At 63.9% G+C, this 17,901-nt stretch carries 10 protein-coding genes; 5 read left to right on the top strand and 5 right to left on the bottom strand.

Annotated features, from left to right (window positions below):
• Positions 1 to 68: 68 nt before the first annotated feature.
• The gene (locus RTCK_RS15640; protein WP_142593478.1) at positions 69 to 5,510 is read left to right on the top strand and encodes an alpha-2-macroglobulin family protein; all 5,442 of its coding nucleotides are present in this window, start codon (positions 69 to 71) and stop codon (positions 5,508 to 5,510) included.
• A gap of 1 nt (position 5,511) precedes the next feature.
• Entirely contained in the window at positions 5,512 to 7,596 is a 2,085-nt protein-coding gene (gene pbpC, locus RTCK_RS15635) for a penicillin-binding protein 1C (RefSeq protein WP_142593477.1), read from the top strand.
• Here the strand turns inward: pbpC and RTCK_RS15630 are convergent, their stop codons facing one another.
• From RTCK_RS15630 to RTCK_RS15610, 5 genes are all read right to left on the bottom strand, one after another.
• On the bottom strand, positions 7,597 to 8,445 hold the full coding sequence (locus RTCK_RS15630) for a dipeptide ABC transporter ATP-binding protein (protein WP_142593476.1): 849 nt from the start codon (positions 8,443 to 8,445) through the stop codon (positions 7,597 to 7,599).
• Positions 8,442 to 9,296, bottom strand: coding sequence for an ABC transporter ATP-binding protein (locus RTCK_RS15625; protein WP_142593475.1), 855 nt, complete (start codon positions 9,294 to 9,296; stop codon positions 8,442 to 8,444). Before RTCK_RS15625 ends, RTCK_RS15630 begins: the two co-directional genes overlap by 4 nt.
• A gap of 2 nt (positions 9,297 to 9,298) precedes the next feature.
• Complete coding sequence (locus tag RTCK_RS15620) at positions 9,299 to 10,153, bottom strand: ABC transporter permease subunit (protein ID WP_235988743.1); 855 nt, start codon at positions 10,151 to 10,153, stop codon at positions 9,299 to 9,301.
• An 83-nt stretch (positions 10,154 to 10,236) separates the two neighbouring features.
• The gene (locus RTCK_RS15615; RefSeq protein ID WP_142593473.1) at positions 10,237 to 11,241 is read right to left on the bottom strand and encodes an ABC transporter permease subunit; all 1,005 of its coding nucleotides are present in this window, start codon (positions 11,239 to 11,241) and stop codon (positions 10,237 to 10,239) included.
• 152 nt (positions 11,242 to 11,393) lie between these two features.
• A complete protein-coding gene (locus tag RTCK_RS15610) occupies positions 11,394 to 12,989 on the bottom strand; it encodes an ABC transporter substrate-binding protein (protein ID WP_142522555.1) in 1,596 nt (531 codons plus the stop codon).
• Between the two features lie 466 nt (positions 12,990 to 13,455).
• Here RTCK_RS15610 and RTCK_RS15605 point away from each other — a divergent pair, with 466 nt between their 5' ends.
• From RTCK_RS15605 to cls, 3 genes are all read left to right on the top strand, one after another.
• A complete protein-coding gene (locus tag RTCK_RS15605) occupies positions 13,456 to 14,895 on the top strand; it encodes a M20 family metallopeptidase (RefSeq protein WP_142593472.1) in 1,440 nt (479 codons plus the stop codon).
• A gap of 83 nt (positions 14,896 to 14,978) precedes the next feature.
• On the top strand, positions 14,979 to 16,337 hold the full coding sequence (locus tag RTCK_RS15600; protein ID WP_142593471.1) for an aspartate aminotransferase family protein: 1,359 nt from the start codon (positions 14,979 to 14,981) through the stop codon (positions 16,335 to 16,337).
• Positions 16,338 to 16,406: 69 nt separating this feature from the next.
• On the top strand, positions 16,407 to 17,867 hold the full coding sequence (cls, locus tag RTCK_RS15595; protein ID WP_142593470.1) for a cardiolipin synthase: 1,461 nt from the start codon (positions 16,407 to 16,409) through the stop codon (positions 17,865 to 17,867).
• The last annotated feature ends 34 nt before the right edge of the window (positions 17,868 to 17,901 follow it).

Raw genomic sequence — 17,901 nt, 5'->3', positions numbered from 1 at the left:
GCCTCGTTGACATCCGCCAAACAAAACAGAAGACTGATCCGGACATCGGCAGCGTTTGGGAGGACATCATGTCTAGGCGCGCGAAATTCGGTCTTCCTCTCCTCCTTCTCTGCCTCGTGCTCGCGCCTCCGCTCACGGCCGCGGAGCGCCGTGTGGAAGTTTCCCCCGACGGCGACTATTTCGGTTTCGACCTCCGGGCGGTGCAGAACGTCTCGCAGGAGCAATGCGAGGCCGCCTGCATCGGCGACCAGGCTTGCAAGGCGTTCACCTACAACACCAAAGCCCGCTGGTGCTTCCTCAAGTCGGACTTCAACCGGCTCAACGCTTTTCCCGGCGCCGTTGCGGGGCGCATCGTCGAGGTGGCGGCGGAGCCGGACCTCGGTGTTCCGCCACGGCTCGCTTTCCTGAGCCAGGACCTGCTGCAGCAGGCGCGTGACCAGAAGGATGAGCTGGCGCTCGGCGACAATCAGCAGGGCTATGGAGCCGAAGAGCTCAAAGCCATCGCGCAGGACGAGCTGCTGGCAGGCAATCTCGAGAATGCCGTCTATAACCTCAAAGGGGCGCTGGCGCTGATGCCGGAGGACGGCTCGCTCTGGATCGAGCTGTCGCGAACCGCGGGAACCGCATTGAACGACGGCGGCATGGCGAGCGAGGCCGTCCTTGCTGCCATCAACGGCTACCAGTTGAGCCGAACCGCGACAGCCCGTGCCGATGCGCTTGCCGTGCTGGCCGCGGCTCTCGAAAAGCAGGAGAACTATCGTCCAGCCCTCACCGCCTATCGCGAGAGCCTGACGCTTGTACGGGCCCAGACGGTGCAGGTCTCTTACAACGACCTTCGCAACCGTCAGGGCTTCCGGGTTGTCGGCAACACTGTCGATGCCGACAGCGCCAACGTACGAGCCTGTGTGCAGTTTTCGGAACCGCTGGTGAAGACGACAGACTATGCTCCCTTCGTCATGGTGGGTGGCAAGGCGCCGGCAGCGCTGGAGGCAAAGGACAACCAGATCTGTATCGAGGGGCTCCAGCACGGGCAGCGACTGAAGCTGTCGTTGCGACGTGGTCTTCCCTCCTCTGTGGAGGAGGTTCTGGAGGCGCAGGTCGACCTCGACCTCTACGTGAAGGACCGCTCGCCGACCGTCCGCTTCACCGGCGATGCCTTCGTGCTGCCGGCCACGGCGCGGCGAGGCATTCCGCTTGTCTCCGTCAATGCTGAACGGGCCGACCTCAAGCTCTACCGGATCGGCGACCGGAACCTCGTCTCGCTGCTGACCAACTCGCAGTTCCTGACCCAGATGGACGGTTACAACGCCTCCCGGATCGAGCAGGAGAGCGGCGAACTGGTCTGGGAGGGCTCGATCGAGCTTGGGCAGGAGCTGAACCGCGAAGTCGTCACCAGCTTCCCCGTGGATCAGGCGCTCCCCGCGCGCAAGCCCGGCGTCTACGTGATGACGGCGGAAGCGGCCAATGCCGCCAGCCAGGACTGGAACAGCAAGGCGACGCAGTGGTTCGTCGTCTCCGATATCGGCCTTTCCACCTATGCCGGTACGGACGGCCTGCACGTCTTCGTGCGCGCGCTCGGCACCGCCAAGACGGTGGAAGGGGTCGAGCTGCAACTGCTTGCAAAGAACAACGAGGTGCTGGGCACAGCCACTACCGGTGCCGACGGGCGCGCGGTATTTTCGGCCGGTCTTACCCGTGGCACGGCCGCCATGGCTCCGGCAGTTCTGACGGCACGACATGGCGAAGAAGATTATGTCTTCCTCGACATGACGCGTGCCGGCTTCGACCTTTCCGACCGCGGCGTCACCGGCCGTCCGGCACCCGGTGCCATCGATATCCTCGCGTGGACCGAGCGCGGCATCTACCGGCCGGGGGAGACCGTGCATGCCTCCGCGCTGGCGCGCGATGTCGACGCCGATGCGATCGAGAACCTGCCGCTGACCTTCGCCTTCCTTAGGCCCGACGGGGTGGAGGAACTGCGCAAGGTGGAGACCGGTGCGGTCGGCGGCTATGCGCTGCAACTGCCGCTTCTCGAGACCGCGATGCGCGGGACGTGGACGCTACAGGTTTTCACCGATCCCAAAGGCTCGCCGATCGGGGAGACGTCGTTCCTGGTGGATGACTTTGTTCCGGATCGCATCGAGTTCGACCTCGGTAGCGAGGCGAAGAACGTGGAGGCGGGCAGCAACGTCAAGGTCGCGATCGACGGCCGCTATCTCTACGGAGCACCGGCGGCCGGCCTTTCGCTGGAAGGCGAGGTGGTTTTGAGGCCGACCGGGGAGCATGCCGGATTCCCGGGCTATCAGTTCGGGCTGACGGATGAAGAAGGGGTCGAGGCCGTCCGCGTGCCGCTTGATGCATTGCCGATGCTGGACGAGGAGGGCAAGGCCCTCATCGACGTGGCGGTGGACGAGGTTCCAACCACGACGCGCCTCGTGACCGCCGATATCGTCATCCGCATGCGCGAAGGCGGCGGACGCGCTGTGGAACGAACGCTGACGCTGCCGGTCAGGCCGGAATCGCAACGGATCGGCATCAAGCCGGAATTTTCCGGCGATCTTGCCGAAAACTCCGTTGGCAATTTCCATGTCGTCGCACTCGATCCCGACGGAAACCGCATCGCCGAAAAAGGGCTTTCGTGGAAGCTGCTGAAGATCGAGCAGGACTACCAATGGTACAGGGAGGGCAGCGCATGGCGCTACGAGCCGGTCAGCCGCAGCAGTCAGGTTTCCGATGGACGGGTGGATCTCGCAGCGGAGGGGGCACGGATATCCGTGCCGGTAACCTGGGGCCGCTACCGGCTTGAGGTGGAAAGCGGTGAGGATGGCGGGGCGGTATCCAGCGTCGAGTTCGATGCCGGCTGGTTCGTGACTGCCGCTTCGGCGGAAACGCCGGATGCGCTGGAGGTCGCCCTGGACAAGGAAAGCTACAAGGTTGGCGAGACGGCGAAGCTGAAGATCGCTTCCCGCTACGCGGGCGAACTGCTTGTCGCCGCAGGCTCGGAGGAGCTTGTCGCGGTACAGACCGAAAGCCTGCCGGAAGGCGGTGGCGAAGTTCAGATACCGGTGACGTCTGAATGGGGGGCGGGGGCCTATGTGACGGCCACCCTCTTCCGGCCCGGCGATGCACGGGAAAGCCGCATGCCGATGCGGGCCATCGGCATCGCGTGGCTCAAGGTCGACCCGGAGGAACGCGACCTGCGGGTTTCCCTGGAGGCTCCGGATCGGACGCTGCCGAGGCAGCCGCTCGACATTGGTGTGCAAGTGGCCGGTGCGAGTGCTGACGAAGAGGCCTATGTCACGGTCGCGGCCGTCGATGTCGGCATTCTCAACCTGACCAAATACGAGCCGCCGGCGCCGGACGACTGGTATTTCGGCCAGCGACGGCTCGGCCTGGAGATCCGCGATCTCTACGGCCGTCTGATCGATGGCTCGTTAGGCTCCATGGGGCGCATCCGCACCGGAGGCGATGGTGGAAGCATGGCGCTGCAGGGCGATCCTCCGACCGAAAAGCTGCTCGCCTTCTTCTCCGGGCCGGTTCGTCTCGATGATCAAGGCAAGGCGCGGGTGGCGTTCGACATTCCGCAGTTCAACGGCACGGCGCGGGTGATGGCGGTCGCCTGGTCGAAAACCGGGGTCGGGCATGCCGTCAAGGACGTGGTGATCCGCGATCCCGTTGTGCTGACGGCGAGCCTGCCACGGTTCCTGGCGCCGGGCGACGAAAGCCGCCTGCGCCTCGACATCGCCAATACTGATGGGCCGGCCGGTGAGTACCGGCTTGCGATCGACAGCAGTGAAGCACTCTCGGTGCAGGGCGACCCGGTTCGGCCGGTCCAGCTCGATGCGGCCGGAAAGGCGGAACTGACCATCCCGCTCAAGGCGATCGAACCGGGCAACGGCGAGATCGCGCTACGCCTCACCCATGACTCCGGCCTGTCGCTGGAGCAGACTTTCGCTGTCCCGGTTCGGCCGGCAACGCTGCCGATGACTGTGCGACGCGTCATTCCCCTGGCGCCCGGCAACAGCCTGACCGTGAGCGGCGACCTGCTGGCCGACAGCATCCTTCCCGGCGCGTCGGTCAGCGTCAATGTCAGCCGTTCCAGCGCCTTCGACATTCCAGCGCTGCTGATGAGCCTCGACCGGTACCCCTATGGCTGCACGGAGCAGGTGACGAGCCGGGCGCTGCCGCTACTCTACCTCAGCGAGCTTGCCGTCCAGAATGGAATGGCCGACGACGCAGCGGTTAAGGGGCGGATCCAGGATGCGATCCGCCGCATCCTCGCCAACCAGTCTTCCGCCGGTAGCTTCGGCCTCTGGGGGCCGGGCGGCGGCGATCTCTGGCTCGACGCTTACGTCACGGATTTCCTGACGCGGGCCCGGGAACAAGGGTATGACGTTCCGGAGCAGGCGCTGGTGCGGGCGTTGGACAGTCTGCAGAACACGCTCGCCTATACCACCAATGTCCGCGACCAGGGCAACGAGATCGCCTATGGGCTCTACGTGCTGGCGCGTAACCGCAAGGCCGCGATCAGCGACCTGCGCTACTACGCCGATACGATGCTGAACGAATTCCCGACGCCGCTTGCAAAAGCGCATGTCGCCGCGGCACTCGCGCTTTACGGAGATGCGCAGCGAGCGCGCAACGTCTTCGTCGAGGCGCTCGGGATGGCGGAACAATCGCAACTTCAGCAGGTGAGCCTTGCCCGTTCCGACTACGGCTCCCCGCTCAGGGACGGGGCTGCCGTTCTGGCACTGGCCTCGGAAAGCCGGCCGGTACCACCGATCGTTCCGGCTCTTGCCGGCATCGTCTCGAAGGAATGGGAGCAGAAGGACTTTTCCAGCACCCAGGAGCAGGCGTGGATGCTGCTTGCAGCCCATGCGTTGCAACTGGGCGACGAGGATCTTGTGCTCGATGTCAACGGCGCCGCCCACCGTGGCGCGCTGATGACGCGGATGGCGGGAGACGTCGTTCTCGATCATCCGCTGACGGTCGCCAATAGCGGCAATGATCCCGTGTCGGCCACGGTGACCACTGTTGCGGCGCCGAGCATGCCGCTTTCCGCAGGCGGCGACGGGTTCTCTATCGACCGGAGCTACTACACGCTTGGCGGCGAGCCCGCCAATGTCAGCGAAGCGCGTCAGAACGAACGCTATGTCGTGGTGCTGACGATCACCGAGACGAACGACTGGCCGTCGCGTATCCTCGTCCAGGACCTCCTGCCCGCCGGTTTCGAGATCGACAACCCCAGCCTGGTGGACAGCGCGCAACTCGCCAATTTCGAATGGATCGGCGAGGTGGAGCCGGCGCATACGGAGTTCCGCAACGACCGCTTCGTGGCCGCCTTCAACCGCAATACCGGCGACAATCGCGACATCAGCCTCGCTTATGTCGTTCGGGCGGTAACGCCGGGCGTCTACGACCATCCGGCGGCGCAGGTGGAGGACATGTATCGTCCGCAATTCTCCGCCCGTACCGCAGCCGGCCGGATGGAGGTCGTGGCGGCGCCATGAGATGAAAGCCTTACGACGCATCGCGCCGGGACTGACAGCGGCCGCCATTTTCGGGGCGGGGCTAGCGGTCGGCCTGGAGGCCGCGGACCGAGCCTATCCTCCGCCGCTCGAGCGGGTTGCGACGGCTTCGGTCGAGGTGCTGGATACCAATGGACTGCTGCTGCGAGCCTTCGCCACGCGCGAAGGACGCTGGCGCCTGAAGACGACGCTCCCGGACGTGGACCCGCGATTTATCAACATGCTGATTGCCTACGAGGACAGGCGCTTCTTCGATCATCCGGGTGTCGATCCGGTGGCGGCGGGGCGGGCCTTTCTGCAGATGTTGGCCAATGGACGGGTGGTGTCGGGGGCCTCGACGCTGTCCATGCAGGTGGCGCGGCTGATCGAACCGCGGGAAACGCGGTCCTTCACGGCGAAGCTGCTGCAGGCTGTGCGGGCGATCCAGATCGAGCGGCGGCTGAGCAAGCGGGAGATCCTGGAGATCTACCTGACCCACGCTCCCTATGGCGGCAATCTTGAAGGGGTACGTGCGGCGAGTCTCGCCTATTTCGGCAAGGAGCCGCGTCGGCTGAGTATAGCGGAAGCTGCCCTGCTGGTGGCGCTGCCGCAGTCGCCGGAGGCGCGTCGGCCTGATCGCCATCCTCTTGCAGCAAAGGACGCTCGGGACCGGGTGCTGTCCCGTGCGGCTGTTGCGCAGGTGACCGGGGAGGGTGAGCTTGAGCCGGCGGCAGGGGAAGCGGTGCCGGTCCGCCGCCTGCAACTGGCGGCCCATGCGGCCCATCTCGCCGAAACCGCTTTGCGCCTTCGGCCGGAGGCGGCACGTCACGTCACGACCTTGAGGCGTCCGGTGCAGCAGGCGCTGGAGGAGGTGGCGCGGGAGGTGGCGGCGCGGCTCGACCCGAAGGTATCCGTGGCGATGCTTTTGGCCGATGCCGAAACTGGCGCCATCATTGCGGAGATCGGCTCCGCCGATTATTTCGATGCCGGCCGATCAGGCTGGATCGACATGACTCGCGTCAACCGCTCGCCCGGATCGGCGCTGAAGCCGTTCATCTATGGCCTTGCCTTCGAGCAGGGACTGGTGGCCCAGGAAACCATCATCGAGGATCGCCCGGCGGATTTCTTCGGTTACCGGCCGAAGAATTTCGACATGAGCTACCAGGGCGACGTCTCCATCCGGCAGGCGCTGCAGCTGTCACTCAACGTGCCGGCAGTGCGGCTTCTCGATGCGGTCGGACCGAGCCGCCTGATGGTGCGGTTCCGCCGCGCCGAGATACGTCCCGTCCTGCCGCCGCACGAAGCGCCGGGGCTGGCGATCGGGCTCGGCGGCGTCGGCATCACGCTCAAGGACCTGGTGCAGGCGTATGCCGCACTCGCACGGAAAGGTCGGCCGGTGAGGCTTGGCAACGGGATCGGAGATGTCCCCGGCGAGATCGGCGCCGAACCGCTGCTGGAGCCGCAAGCCGCCTGGCAGGTCACCGACATCCTGTCGGATGTGCTGCCGCCGCAGGGAAGCCGCAGGCTCGCCATCGCCTACAAGACGGGGACGAGCTACGGCTATCGCGACGCCTGGGCGATCGGCTTCGACGGCCGCCATGTGCTGGGGGTGTGGGTCGGGCGGCCGGACAATGCCGCAGTGCCCGGCATTTCCGGCTACCAGACTGCGGCGCCCATACTTTTCGCCGCCTTCGCAAAATCCGGACTTGCTCCCGTTCCGCTGCCTCCGCCACCGGCCGGGGTCATGCGCCTTGGGCAGTCGGATTTGCCGATCGCCCAGCGCCGATTCTCCACCACGGCTGCCGGACTGGTCTCCGCATCCGCCCGCGAGCCGGCGCCGCAGATCGTCTATCCGCCGGAGGGGGCGAGGGTCGATCTCGGCGTGGGAACCGGTACGGAGGTGGCGCCGCTCGTGCTCAAGCTGCACGGCGGGCGCGCACCGTTCCGGTGGCTTGCCAACGGCAAGCCGCTTGAGACGATGTCGCGGCGGCGGACCGGCGAATGGTGGCCCGACGGCGCGGGCTATGCGACGCTGACGGTGATCGACGCTGCCGGCCGTGCCGCCAGCGTCAGGATCTTTGTGGAGTAGTCAGGCGGCGGTAGCCGCCTTCTTCCGGGCGATGCGGGCGCGGATCGATTCCACGTCGGCCCGCGGCGTCGCTGCAAACAGCGTCCTGGTGTATTCGTGTTTGGGATCGGAGAACACTTCCTCACGAGTGCCGTACTCCACAGCCTCGCCGAAATACATCACCATCACCTCGTCGGCGATATAGCGGACGACGGAGAGGTCGTGGCTGATGAAGACGTAGGTCAGTCCAAACTCATCCTGCAGGTCCGCCAGGAGATTCAGCACCTGCGCCTGGACCGAGAGGTCGAGCGCGGAGACCGGCTCGTCGAGCACCAGCAGCTTCGGGTTCAGCATCAGCGCCCGTGCAATGGCGATACGCTGTCGCTGGCCACCGGAGAACATGTGCGGGTAGCGGTTGTAGTGCTCCGGCCCGAGACCGACCTTCACCAGCATCTCGTTGGCGCGGTCGCGCCGCTCGGCCGAAGACATCTTCGTGTTGATCAGCAGCGGTTCGCCCAGGACGTCGCCGATCTTCTGGCGCGGGTTGAGCGAACCATAGGGGTTCTGGAAGACGATCTGCACCTTCTGGCGCATCTCGGCCGTCAGATGGCCGGGCCGGGTGTCGATCTTCTCGCCATCGATGATCAATTCGCCGGCCGTCGGCTCGTCGATGAATGTGAGCATGCGGGCGAGCGTGGACTTGCCGCAGCCGGATTCGCCGACGATCGCCAGTGTCTTGCCGCGCTCCAGCTTGAACGAAACGCCCTTCACCGCATGGATGATCTTCTTCGGCTTGAAGAGGCCGCCCGGCAGTTCGTAGTCGCGCTTGATGTCGCGGACTTCGAGCATGGTGTTGTCAGTCGTCGTCATGCGCGTGTCTCCGCGGCTTCCGGTGCACCTTCGAAGAAGGCCGAAACCGTCGTCAGGCGGTCGCCGGTGGCGTTTTCCGGAAGGGCTGCGAGCAGCGCCTTGGTGTAGTTGCTCTTGGGATTCTCGAAGAGGGAAAGCACGTCGGCCTCCTCCATCTTCTTGCCCTTGTACTGCACGACCACGCGGTCGGCGGTTTCCGCCACCACGCCCATGTCGTGGGTGATCATGATGAGGCCCATGCCGTTCTTCGCCTGCAGCGACATCAGGAGATCGAGGATCTGCTTCTGGATCGTCACGTCGAGCGCGGTGGTCGGCTCGTCGGCGATCAGGAGCTTCGGATTGCAGGCGATGGCGATGGCGATCATCACGCGCTGGCACTGCCCGCCCGACATCTGGTGCGGGAAGTGGTTGAGTCGTTCCTCCGGATTGGGCAGGCCGACCTGGCGGAAGAGTTCGATCGCGCGGGCGCGCCGGGCTTGTCTGTCCAGCCCGAGATGGATGCGCAGCACCTCCTCGATCTGGAAGCCGACGGTGAAGCAGGGATTGAGGCTGGCGATGGGCTCCTGGAAGATCATCGCGATATCCTTGCCGATCAACTTTCGGCGCTCGGCCGGGCTGATGTTCCGGATGTCGCGGCCTTCGAAGAGCATGCGGTCGGCGGTGATCTTCGCCGTCCAGGGCAGAAGGCCCATGACGGCGAGCATGGCCACGGACTTGCCCGAGCCGGATTCGCCGACAATGGCGAGCACCTCGCCCTTTTCTACCGAGAGGGAGACGCCGTCGACGGCGCGGAACCAGCCCGAAGCGGTCTCGAACTCGACGGTGAGGTTGTCGATTTGCAGCAGCGCCATGATCAGGACCTCTTCAGCTTCGGGTCGAGCGCGTCGCGCAGGCCGTCGCCCATCAGGTTGATGGCAAGCACGGTGATGAGGATCGCCAGGCCGGGGAAGGTGACGACCCACCAGGCGCGCAGGATGAATTCGCGGGCCTCGGCCAGCATCGTTCCCCATTCGGGAGCGGGCGGCTGCGCACCCATGCCGAGGAAACCGAGGGCCGCGGCGTCGAGGATGGCGTTGGAAAAGGACAGCGTCGCCTGGACGATCAGGGGCGCCGTGCAGTTCGGCAGAATGGTGCGGAACATCAGCCGCAACGGACCGGCGCCGGCCAAGCGCGCGGCGGTCACATAGTCGCGCGTCTTTTCCGCCATCACGGCTGCGCGGGTCAGGCGGACGAAATGCGGCTGCAGCACGAGCGCGATGGCGATCATGCCGTTGGTCAGGCCCGGTCCGAGGATCGCGACCAGGACCAATGCCAGCAACAGCGACGGGAAGGCCAGGATGATGTCCATCAGGCGCATGATCGCGGTATCGATCCAGCCGCGATAGTAGCCGGCGATGACGCCGATCAGGATGCCGCTGGTCAGCGACAGCGTGGTGACGAAGACGCCGATGAACAGCGAATACTGCGAGCCGTAGATCAGGCGCGAGAGAATATCGCGACCGACAGGGTCCGTGCCGAGGAGGTAGCTGGTATTTCCGCCCTCCAGCCAGGCCGGCGGCAGCAGGACCGCGTCGCGGTACTGCTGGAAGGGCGAATGCGGTGCGATCAGCGGAGCGAAGATCGCCACGAGGACGAGCGCTATGAAAACGAAGAGGCCGATCACGGCGCCGCGGTTTTCGGAGAAATAGAACCAGAACTCCTTGAACATCTGGCGCCGCAGCGCGGCACTGGAAAGGACTTCCGGGGAGCTGTCGATATCGTTGATGGTATCGGCCATGGGATTTTCTCCTTCTAGTGCCGGATACGGGGATTGATCAGGCCGTAGAGCAGATCAACGATGAGGTTCACTATCATGATGATGCCCGCGATCAGCAGCAGCCCGCCCTGAATGACCGGGTAGTCGCGGCGGAAGACGCTATCGACCATCCACTTGCCGATGCCCGGCCACGAGAAGATCGTCTCGGTGAGAATGGCACCGGCGAGCATGACGCCGATCTGCAGGCCGATCGTTGTGATCACCGGGATCATGGCATTGCGCAGCGCATGGACGCCGACGACGCGGAACGGCGACAGGCCCTTTGCGCGCGCGGTACGGACATAGTCCTCCGAGAGCACTTCGAGCATTGCCGAGCGGGTCTGGCGGGCGATGACCGCGAGCGGGATCGTTGCCAGCACGATCGAGGGCAGCGCGAGGTGGCTGAGCGCGGACATGAAGGCGCCCTTCTGGCCCGACAGCAGCGAGTCGATCAGCATGAAGCCGGTGACCTGCGGGAAGAAGTACATAAGGGAGATGCGGCCCGAAACCGGGGTCCACTGCAGGATACCGGAAAAGAGGATGATCAGCAGCAGGCCCCACCAGAAGATCGGCATTGAATAGCCGACAAGGGCGATGCCCATCAGAGACTGGTCGAAGAAGGACCCTCGCTTGATGGCGGCGATGACGCCGGCAGGAATGCCAATGATGACGGCAAGGAAGATCGCGCAGAGGGAAAGCTCGACCGTGGCGGGAAACAGCGCCAGGAACTGGTCGAGGATCGGGCTCTTCGACACGATGGATGAGCCGAAGTCGCCGGTCACCACGCCCCCCAGATAATCCAGGTACTGCACGACGAGAGGTCGGTCCAGGCCGAGCTGGGCGCTGATCTGCGCATGTCGCTCGGGCGACATCACACGTTCCCCGGAGAGAAGCGCGACAGGGTCGCCCGGCAGAAGCCGGATAAAGGAGAAAGCGATGATCGAGACCCCGATAAAGGTCGGGATCAGAACGGCGAGACGCCGCAGGAGAAAGCCAAACATTAGGAAACCTTCTGTGTCTTGAACCGCGGCAGGCATCGGACCCCGCTCGCGGCGCTTGAAGTGGTTTCACTTCATTTTTTTGAGGCGCTCATAAAGCAATTGCCGCGGGAAACGCAACGCGCCCCGCGGCAATTTCGTCATTTTAGAGGCGATTACTCGGCAATATCGACGTTTTCGAAGGTGAAATCACCAAGCGGGCTCTGGACGAAGCCGGAGACTTCCTTCCGCATCGGGACGATCGACAGCGAATGGTCGAGCGTCGCCCACGGAGCTTCGCGCTTGAAGACGACCTGCGCCTCTTCGTAGAGCCTGGTGCGCTCGGCCTGGTCGGAAGTGACCTTCGCCTTCTTCACCAGCGCATCGAACTCCTCGTTGCACCACTGGGCGCGGTTGTTGCCGCCGACGGCGTTGCAGCCCAGCAGCGTGTCGAGGAAGTTGTCCGGGTCGCCGTTGTCGCCGGTCCAGCCGAGGATGACGGCACCGTCGCGGTCCTTCGCCTTGGAGCGGTCGAGATACTCGGCCCACTCGTAGGAGACGATCTCGACGTTGACGCCGATCTTCGCGAAGTCATCCTGGATGATTTCGGCGGCGCGACGTGCGTTCAGCATGTAGGGACGAGAAACGGGCATTGCCCAGATCTTCATGGAGAGGTTCTGGACCCCGGCTTCTTCCAGCATCTTCTTGGCTGCATCGAGATCGTAGGCATCGTCCTCGACAGCATTGTTGTAGGACCACATGGTCGGCGGGATCGGGTTCTTGGCCGGGGTGGCCATGCCCTGGAAGACGGCATCGACGATCGCCGGCTTGTTGATCGCCTTGTTCAGCGCCTTGCGAACCTCGACCTTGTCGAACGGAGCCTGCGTCGTGTTGTATGCGAGGTAGGCGACGTTGAGGCCTTCCTGCTCGAGAACCGTGAGGTTCTCGTCGGCCTTCATCGACTCCACGTCGGCGGCGTTCGGGAACGGCATCAGGTGGCATTCGCCGGCCTTCAGCTTCTGGTAGCGGACGGCGGCATCGGTGGTGATGGCGAAGACCAGGTCGTCGATCTTCGGGGCGCCGCCCCAGTAGTCGGCGTTCTTCTTGTAGCGGATGACTGCATCCTGCTGGTAACCGACGAAGGAGAACGGGCCGGTGCCGACCGGCATCTGGTTCAGCTGCTCCTTCTTGCCGTCGGCTTCGAGCTTGTCAGCATATTCCTTGGAGACGATCGAAGCGAACGGCATTGCCAGGTTGGCGAGGAACGGCGCTTCCGGCCGGTTGAGCGTGATCTTGACGGTCAGATCGTCAACCTTCTCGATCGTCTTGATCAGTTCTGGGAAGCCCATGCCTGCGGCATATTCCCACGACGTGCCGGCGACATATTGGTTCCACGGATGATCGGCCTTGAGCTGACGCTCGAGCGAGAACACGACGTCGTCCGCGTTCAGGTCGCGGCTCGGAGTGAAGAAATCCGTGGTGTGGAACTTGACGCCCGGACGCAGCTTGAAGGTGTAGACGGTGCCGTCTTCGTTCACTTCATAGCTCTCGGCGAGACCGGCTTCTGCCTGCGTCGTGCCCGGCTTGAATTCCATCAGGCGGCTGTAGATCGGATGAGCGGAGGCGTCGAAGGTCGTGCCAGCAGTGTACATGCCGGGGTCGAAGCCTTCCGGCGACCCTTCGGAGCAGTAGACGAAGGTCTTGGCGCTGGCAGCGCTGGCGAAGAAGGTCGCCGACAGCAGCGCTGCGGCAAGTGTGATCTTGTGCTTCATGGGCATTCTCCCAGTTCTTGTGGCCGGCCCCGGCCGGACCCGATTGCTACGTGGTGATGATGCGCTATGGCGCATCCGTCAGTCTTTTTTGTTTCACCTCCTGTCGAGGCGGTTTCTCCTCCTCGACGATCAAGCTTAACCCCTTCGGATGCGGCCGAATATTCAGTCCGCCTCCCGTTTTGCACGTCCCGTACGAGCTTTCTTGCCATATCGGCACGAAAGGAGGAACGGTCTGCCTCGATCTGCCGACAATACGCAAGGTTTTTGCCCGTTTTAGCCGCAACCTTGGAAAATTGCGGCCGGACCGTGGCGCGGGAGCATAACGAATACGACGTGCTTGTCGAGATGCTTTGAACTTCGAGAAAACTTCGTGGAGATGCGGATCGAATGATCGGCTCGGTTTGCGGCCGGCGTGGAATACCGGTACCGTCCGTGCCCGTTGACAATGGAGCAGAGGCAACGGCGAATGACGGAAATGAAGCCAAATCATCCGATGATCTGGGACATGGTGGAGGAAAGGAAGCAACCCTTCCTCCACCTCAGCGACCGCGTATGGGCGACGCCGGAGACCTGCTACATGGAGGCGGAGTCGGCTGCGGCGCATCGTGCGGTGCTTGAGGAGCAGGGATTCAGGATCAGCGAGAACGTTGCCGGCATCCCGACGGCTTTGATTGGCGAAGCGGGAGAAGGCGGCCCGGTTGTTGCTTTTCTCGGCGAATACGACGCGCTCGCCGGCCTCAGCCAAAAGGCGGGTGTCACCCATCACGATCCCGTCATGCCCGGCGCCAACGGCCATGGCTGCGGTCACAATCTGCTCGGCTCGGCTTCCCTTCTTGCTGCCACGGCGCTGAAGGACTGGCTGGCCCAGACCGGCACCCCCGGTCGCGTGCGCTATTACGGGTGTCCGGCTGAGGAAGGTGGCGCCGCAAAGGCCTTCATGGTGCGATCCGGTGCCTTCGATGACGTCGATATCGCAATCAGCTGGCATCCCAGCAACTTCGCGGGCGTTCAGCGGGAGACGTCGCTTGCCAACTGCCGGATCGATTTCGAGTTCTTCGGCCGGGCTGCCCACGCCGCCGCCGTGCCGGAGCTCGGGCGCAGCGCCCTTGATGCGGTGGAACTGATGAATGTCGGCGTCAACTATATGCGTGAACACATGCCGTCCGACTATCGCATCCACTACGCCATCCTGGACGCTGGCGGCATCTCGCCGAATGTGGTCCAGGCCTACGCCAAGGTGCGCTATGTCGTGCGGGCAACGGAGCTCGGAGGCCTCCTGGCGCTTCTCGAAAGGGTCAGGAAGGTCGCCGAGGGTGCCGCGCTGATGACGGAAACGAGGATGAAAAGCACCATCCTCGCCGGCGTCTCGAACGTCATCGTCAACACCCCGCTGATGGATGCCATGCAGGGCATCTGGGAGAGCCTGGGCCCGCCCGATTTCGATGCCGCTGATATCGCCTTCGCAGAGGAGATCCGTGCAACGCTGACGGCTGATGACATTGCCGCCAGCTGGTATCAGGAACGGCTGGAGCAGCGCGACATCCCGCTCGCCGATTTCATCCTGCCGCCGCACAATGAAGTCCGGCAAATGGGCGGCTCGACGGATGTGGGCGACGTCAGCTGGGTCGTGCCTACCGTGCAGGCCTATGGACCGACGCTTGCGGTCGGGACGCAGCTTCACACGTGGCAGGTGGTGGCGCAGGGCAAGAGTCCGCTGGCGCACAAGGGAATGGTGGCGACCGCCAAGGTGATGGCCGCGACCGGCGTGGCAGCAATGGAGAGTGCGGAGCTGCGGGAGGCGGCCCGGGCGGACCTGAACCGGCGGCGCAAAGGGCAGCGGTATCTCAGCCCCATTCCGGACGGCGCGGAGCCGCCCGTTGCCGCCATGACCGTGAATAGGGCCTGAGACATTTGGTGCCGCTTTCGATTGCTGACGACGGGCAGGCTTCGCGCTAAGACTTGCGCATCGATTTCATCCAGGAGACGACCGTGACCGTTCAGCCCAATTCCGTAGAAGCCCGCGACCAGGCCTACCAGCTGCACTCCTATACCAATGCGCGGGCGCTGGAGCGTGACGGCGCCCTTGTCATCGACCGGGGCGAAGGCGTGTATGTCTATGACAACAACGGCAAGCGCTACATCGAGGCGATGTCCGGGCTGTGGAGCGTCGCCGTTGGGTTCGGGGAGAAGCGGCTGATTGATGCTGCCGTGCGGCAGATGTCCGCGCTGCCCTATTATCACACCTTCACCGGACGCACACATGGCCCATCCGTCGATCTGGCCGAGAAGCTGGTCCGGATGGCGCCCGTGCCGATGTCGAAGGTGTACTTCACCAACTCGGGTTCGGAAGCGAACGACACGGCAATGAAGATGGTCTGGTACCGTTCGAATGCCCTCGGCAAGCCCGAGAAGAAGAAGATCATCTCGCGCGTCAAAGGTTATCACGGCGTGACGATCGCCAGCGCCAGCCTGACGGGACTGCCGAACAACCATCGCTCCTTCGACCTGCCGCTCTCCAACGTCCTGCACACGACCTGCCCGCACTATCGAGTCTTTGCCGAGGAAGGCGAGACGGAACAGGCCTTCGTGACACGGTGCGCGAAGGACCTCGAAAACCTCATCCTGCAGGAAGGCCCGGAAACCGTGGCTGCCTTCATCGGCGAGCCCGTGATGGGGGCCGGCGGCGTCATCGTCCCGCCCGCGGGTTATTGGGAAGCGATCCAAGACGTTCTCAGGAAGTACGATATCCTGCTGATTGCGGACGAGGTGATCTGCGGCTTCGGGCGGACCGGCGAAATGTTCGGCACCACCACCTTCGGGCTGCAGCCCGACATCATTACGGTATCGAAGCAGCTCTCTTCCTCGTACCAGCCCATTTCCGCCCTGCTGATCAACGACCGCGTCTACGGGCCGCTTGCCGATGAGTCGGCAAAGATCGGCACGTTCGGCCACGGCTTCACGGCAAGCGGCCATCCGGTTGCGGCGGCCGTGGCGCTGGAGAATCTCGCGATCATCGAAGAACGCGACCTCGTCGGCAATGTCCGGGCGCTGAGTCCGCTTTTCATGAAGCGACTGAAAGCGCTCGAAAGTCATCCACTCGCCATTGAGGCGCGCGGTATTGGCCTCATTGGCGCGCTGGAACTCAAGCCTCGCGACGGTTTCGCGGCCGGCCAGTTGGGCCCGAAATTCGCAGCCCTCATGCTGGACAAGGGAGTAATCGGGCGGGCGATCGGCGACAGCATCGCGCTCTGCCCGCCGCTGATCGTCGACGAACGGCAGATCAACACGATCTTCGACACGTTCGAGGCGTCGCTGGACGCCTTCGCCAAGGAGATCGAACCTGCCTGACAGTACGGGCCGGCGTTGGCGCGCCGTCGCTGATTGCGGCCCGCAGCGGCCGGCCTATATCTTCGCCCCATGCTGACCTTCATCGAGCCGTACTGGCCTCACGTCCTGTTCCTGCTCTCGCTCCTCCTGGGGGCGACGGCAGCCATCCATGCGGCGATGACGAAGGAAGAGGTGCGATCGGCCATCGGCTGGGTCGGCATCATCATCCTTTCGCCGATCATAGGTGCACTGCTCTACTTCATTGCGGGGATCAACCGGATCCGGCGGAGCGCCATCGCAGACCGCCGGTTCCTGCTCCAGGGGCATGTGCGCGAGCACTTCGACAGCTACGACGCGACCGACGAACTGGTGGCGGAACGTTTCGGCGGCCGCTTTGCCGCGATGAAGACGCTCGGCGACCGGGTGACCAGCCATACGCTTACCACCGGCAACACGATCGGAATGCTCACGACCGGCGACGATGCCTACCGCGCGATGCTCAGAGCGATCGATGGTGCCAGGCGATCGATCCTGCTGGAGACCTACATCTTCGACCGTGACCGGATCGGGTGCCGCTTTGCCGAAGCATTGATCGCTGCGGTCAAGCGCGGGGTTGTGGTGCGGGTACTGATCGATGCTGTCGGTGCGCGGTATTCGGTACCGAGCGTACTCGGGATGCTGCGCGACGGCGGCGTAACCGTCGATGTGTTCAACGGCAATGTCATCATGGGTCTGCGTCTGCCCTATGCAAACCTCAGGACGCACCGGAAAATCATGGTCGTCGACGGAGCCGTCGCCTTTACGGGCGGTATGAACATCCGGGAAGGATTTTCCGGCCAGTTCCATGGCGATGCCTGTTCCGGCGACACGCATTTCCAAGTCAGCGGACCGGTCGTGGCGGATCTCTTCGCCGTTGCGGCCGCAGACTGGCGTTTCGCGACCGGCGAAGATCTGGACGGCGAAACCTGGCAGATCCTGCCGCCCGCGACGGATCCGGGCTCGCCCGTCGCGATCCGGGCCGTATCATCAGGCCCCGACCGCAGTGTCGAAACCAATCACAAGATGCTGATGGGCGGCTTCTCCGTCGCGCGCCGGACGATCCGCATCGTCTCCCCCTACTTCCTCCCTGATAGAGAACTGATTACCGCCCTCATCACCGCGGCGCGGCGCGGCGTGGAAGTGGACATCGTGGTTCCCCAAAGCAATAATCTGACACTGGTCGATCGCGCAATGACGGGCCAATTCGATCAGTTGCTCAAGAACTACTGCCGGATCTGGCGGGCCTCCGGCCCCTTCGACCATTCGAAGCTCCTGGTGATCGACGGGCGTTGGGCCTTCGTCGGCTCCTCCAACCTGGACCCCCGTTCGCTACGTCTCAATTTCGAGGTCGACCTGGAGGTGATGGATGTTTCTTTTGCACAGGGCTTGGAACGAAGGATCGACATCACGATTTCCTCTGCGAGGCAGGTGACGCTGGAAAGCCTGAGGAACAGGCCCTTTGCCGCCCGCCTCCTCGATCGCATCCTCTGGCTGGGATCGCCTTACTTGTGAATTCCCGTCGGATATATTCGATGGGTCGATGTTG

Source organism: Pseudorhizobium endolithicum (genome assembly GCF_902153245.2).
GTDB lineage: Bacteria > Pseudomonadota > Alphaproteobacteria > Rhizobiales > Rhizobiaceae > Neorhizobium > Neorhizobium endolithicum.
This window is presented reverse-complemented; position numbering and strand designations above follow the sequence as displayed.

Coding starts and splice junctions, on each gene's coding strand:
- RTCK_RS15615 (WP_142593473.1), bottom strand. CDS start 11,241: ATGTTTGGCTTTCTCCTGCGGCGTCTCGCCGTTCTGATCCCGACCTTT.
- RTCK_RS15640 (WP_142593478.1), top strand. CDS start 69: ATGTCTAGGCGCGCGAAATTCGGTCTTCCTCTCCTCCTTCTCTGCCTC.
- cls (WP_142593470.1), top strand. CDS start 16,407: ATGCTGACCTTCATCGAGCCGTACTGGCCTCACGTCCTGTTCCTGCTC.
- RTCK_RS15610 (WP_142522555.1), bottom strand. CDS start 12,989: ATGAAGCACAAGATCACACTTGCCGCAGCGCTGCTGTCGGCGACCTTC.
- RTCK_RS15620 (WP_235988743.1), bottom strand. CDS start 10,153: ATGTTCAAGGAGTTCTGGTTCTATTTCTCCGAAAACCGCGGCGCCGTG.
- pbpC (WP_142593477.1), top strand. CDS start 5,512: ATGAAAGCCTTACGACGCATCGCGCCGGGACTGACAGCGGCCGCCATT.
- RTCK_RS15605 (WP_142593472.1), top strand. CDS start 13,456: ATGACGGAAATGAAGCCAAATCATCCGATGATCTGGGACATGGTGGAG.
- RTCK_RS15625 (WP_142593475.1), bottom strand. CDS start 9,296: ATGGCGCTGCTGCAAATCGACAACCTCACCGTCGAGTTCGAGACCGCT.
- RTCK_RS15630 (WP_142593476.1), bottom strand. CDS start 8,445: ATGACGACGACTGACAACACCATGCTCGAAGTCCGCGACATCAAGCGC.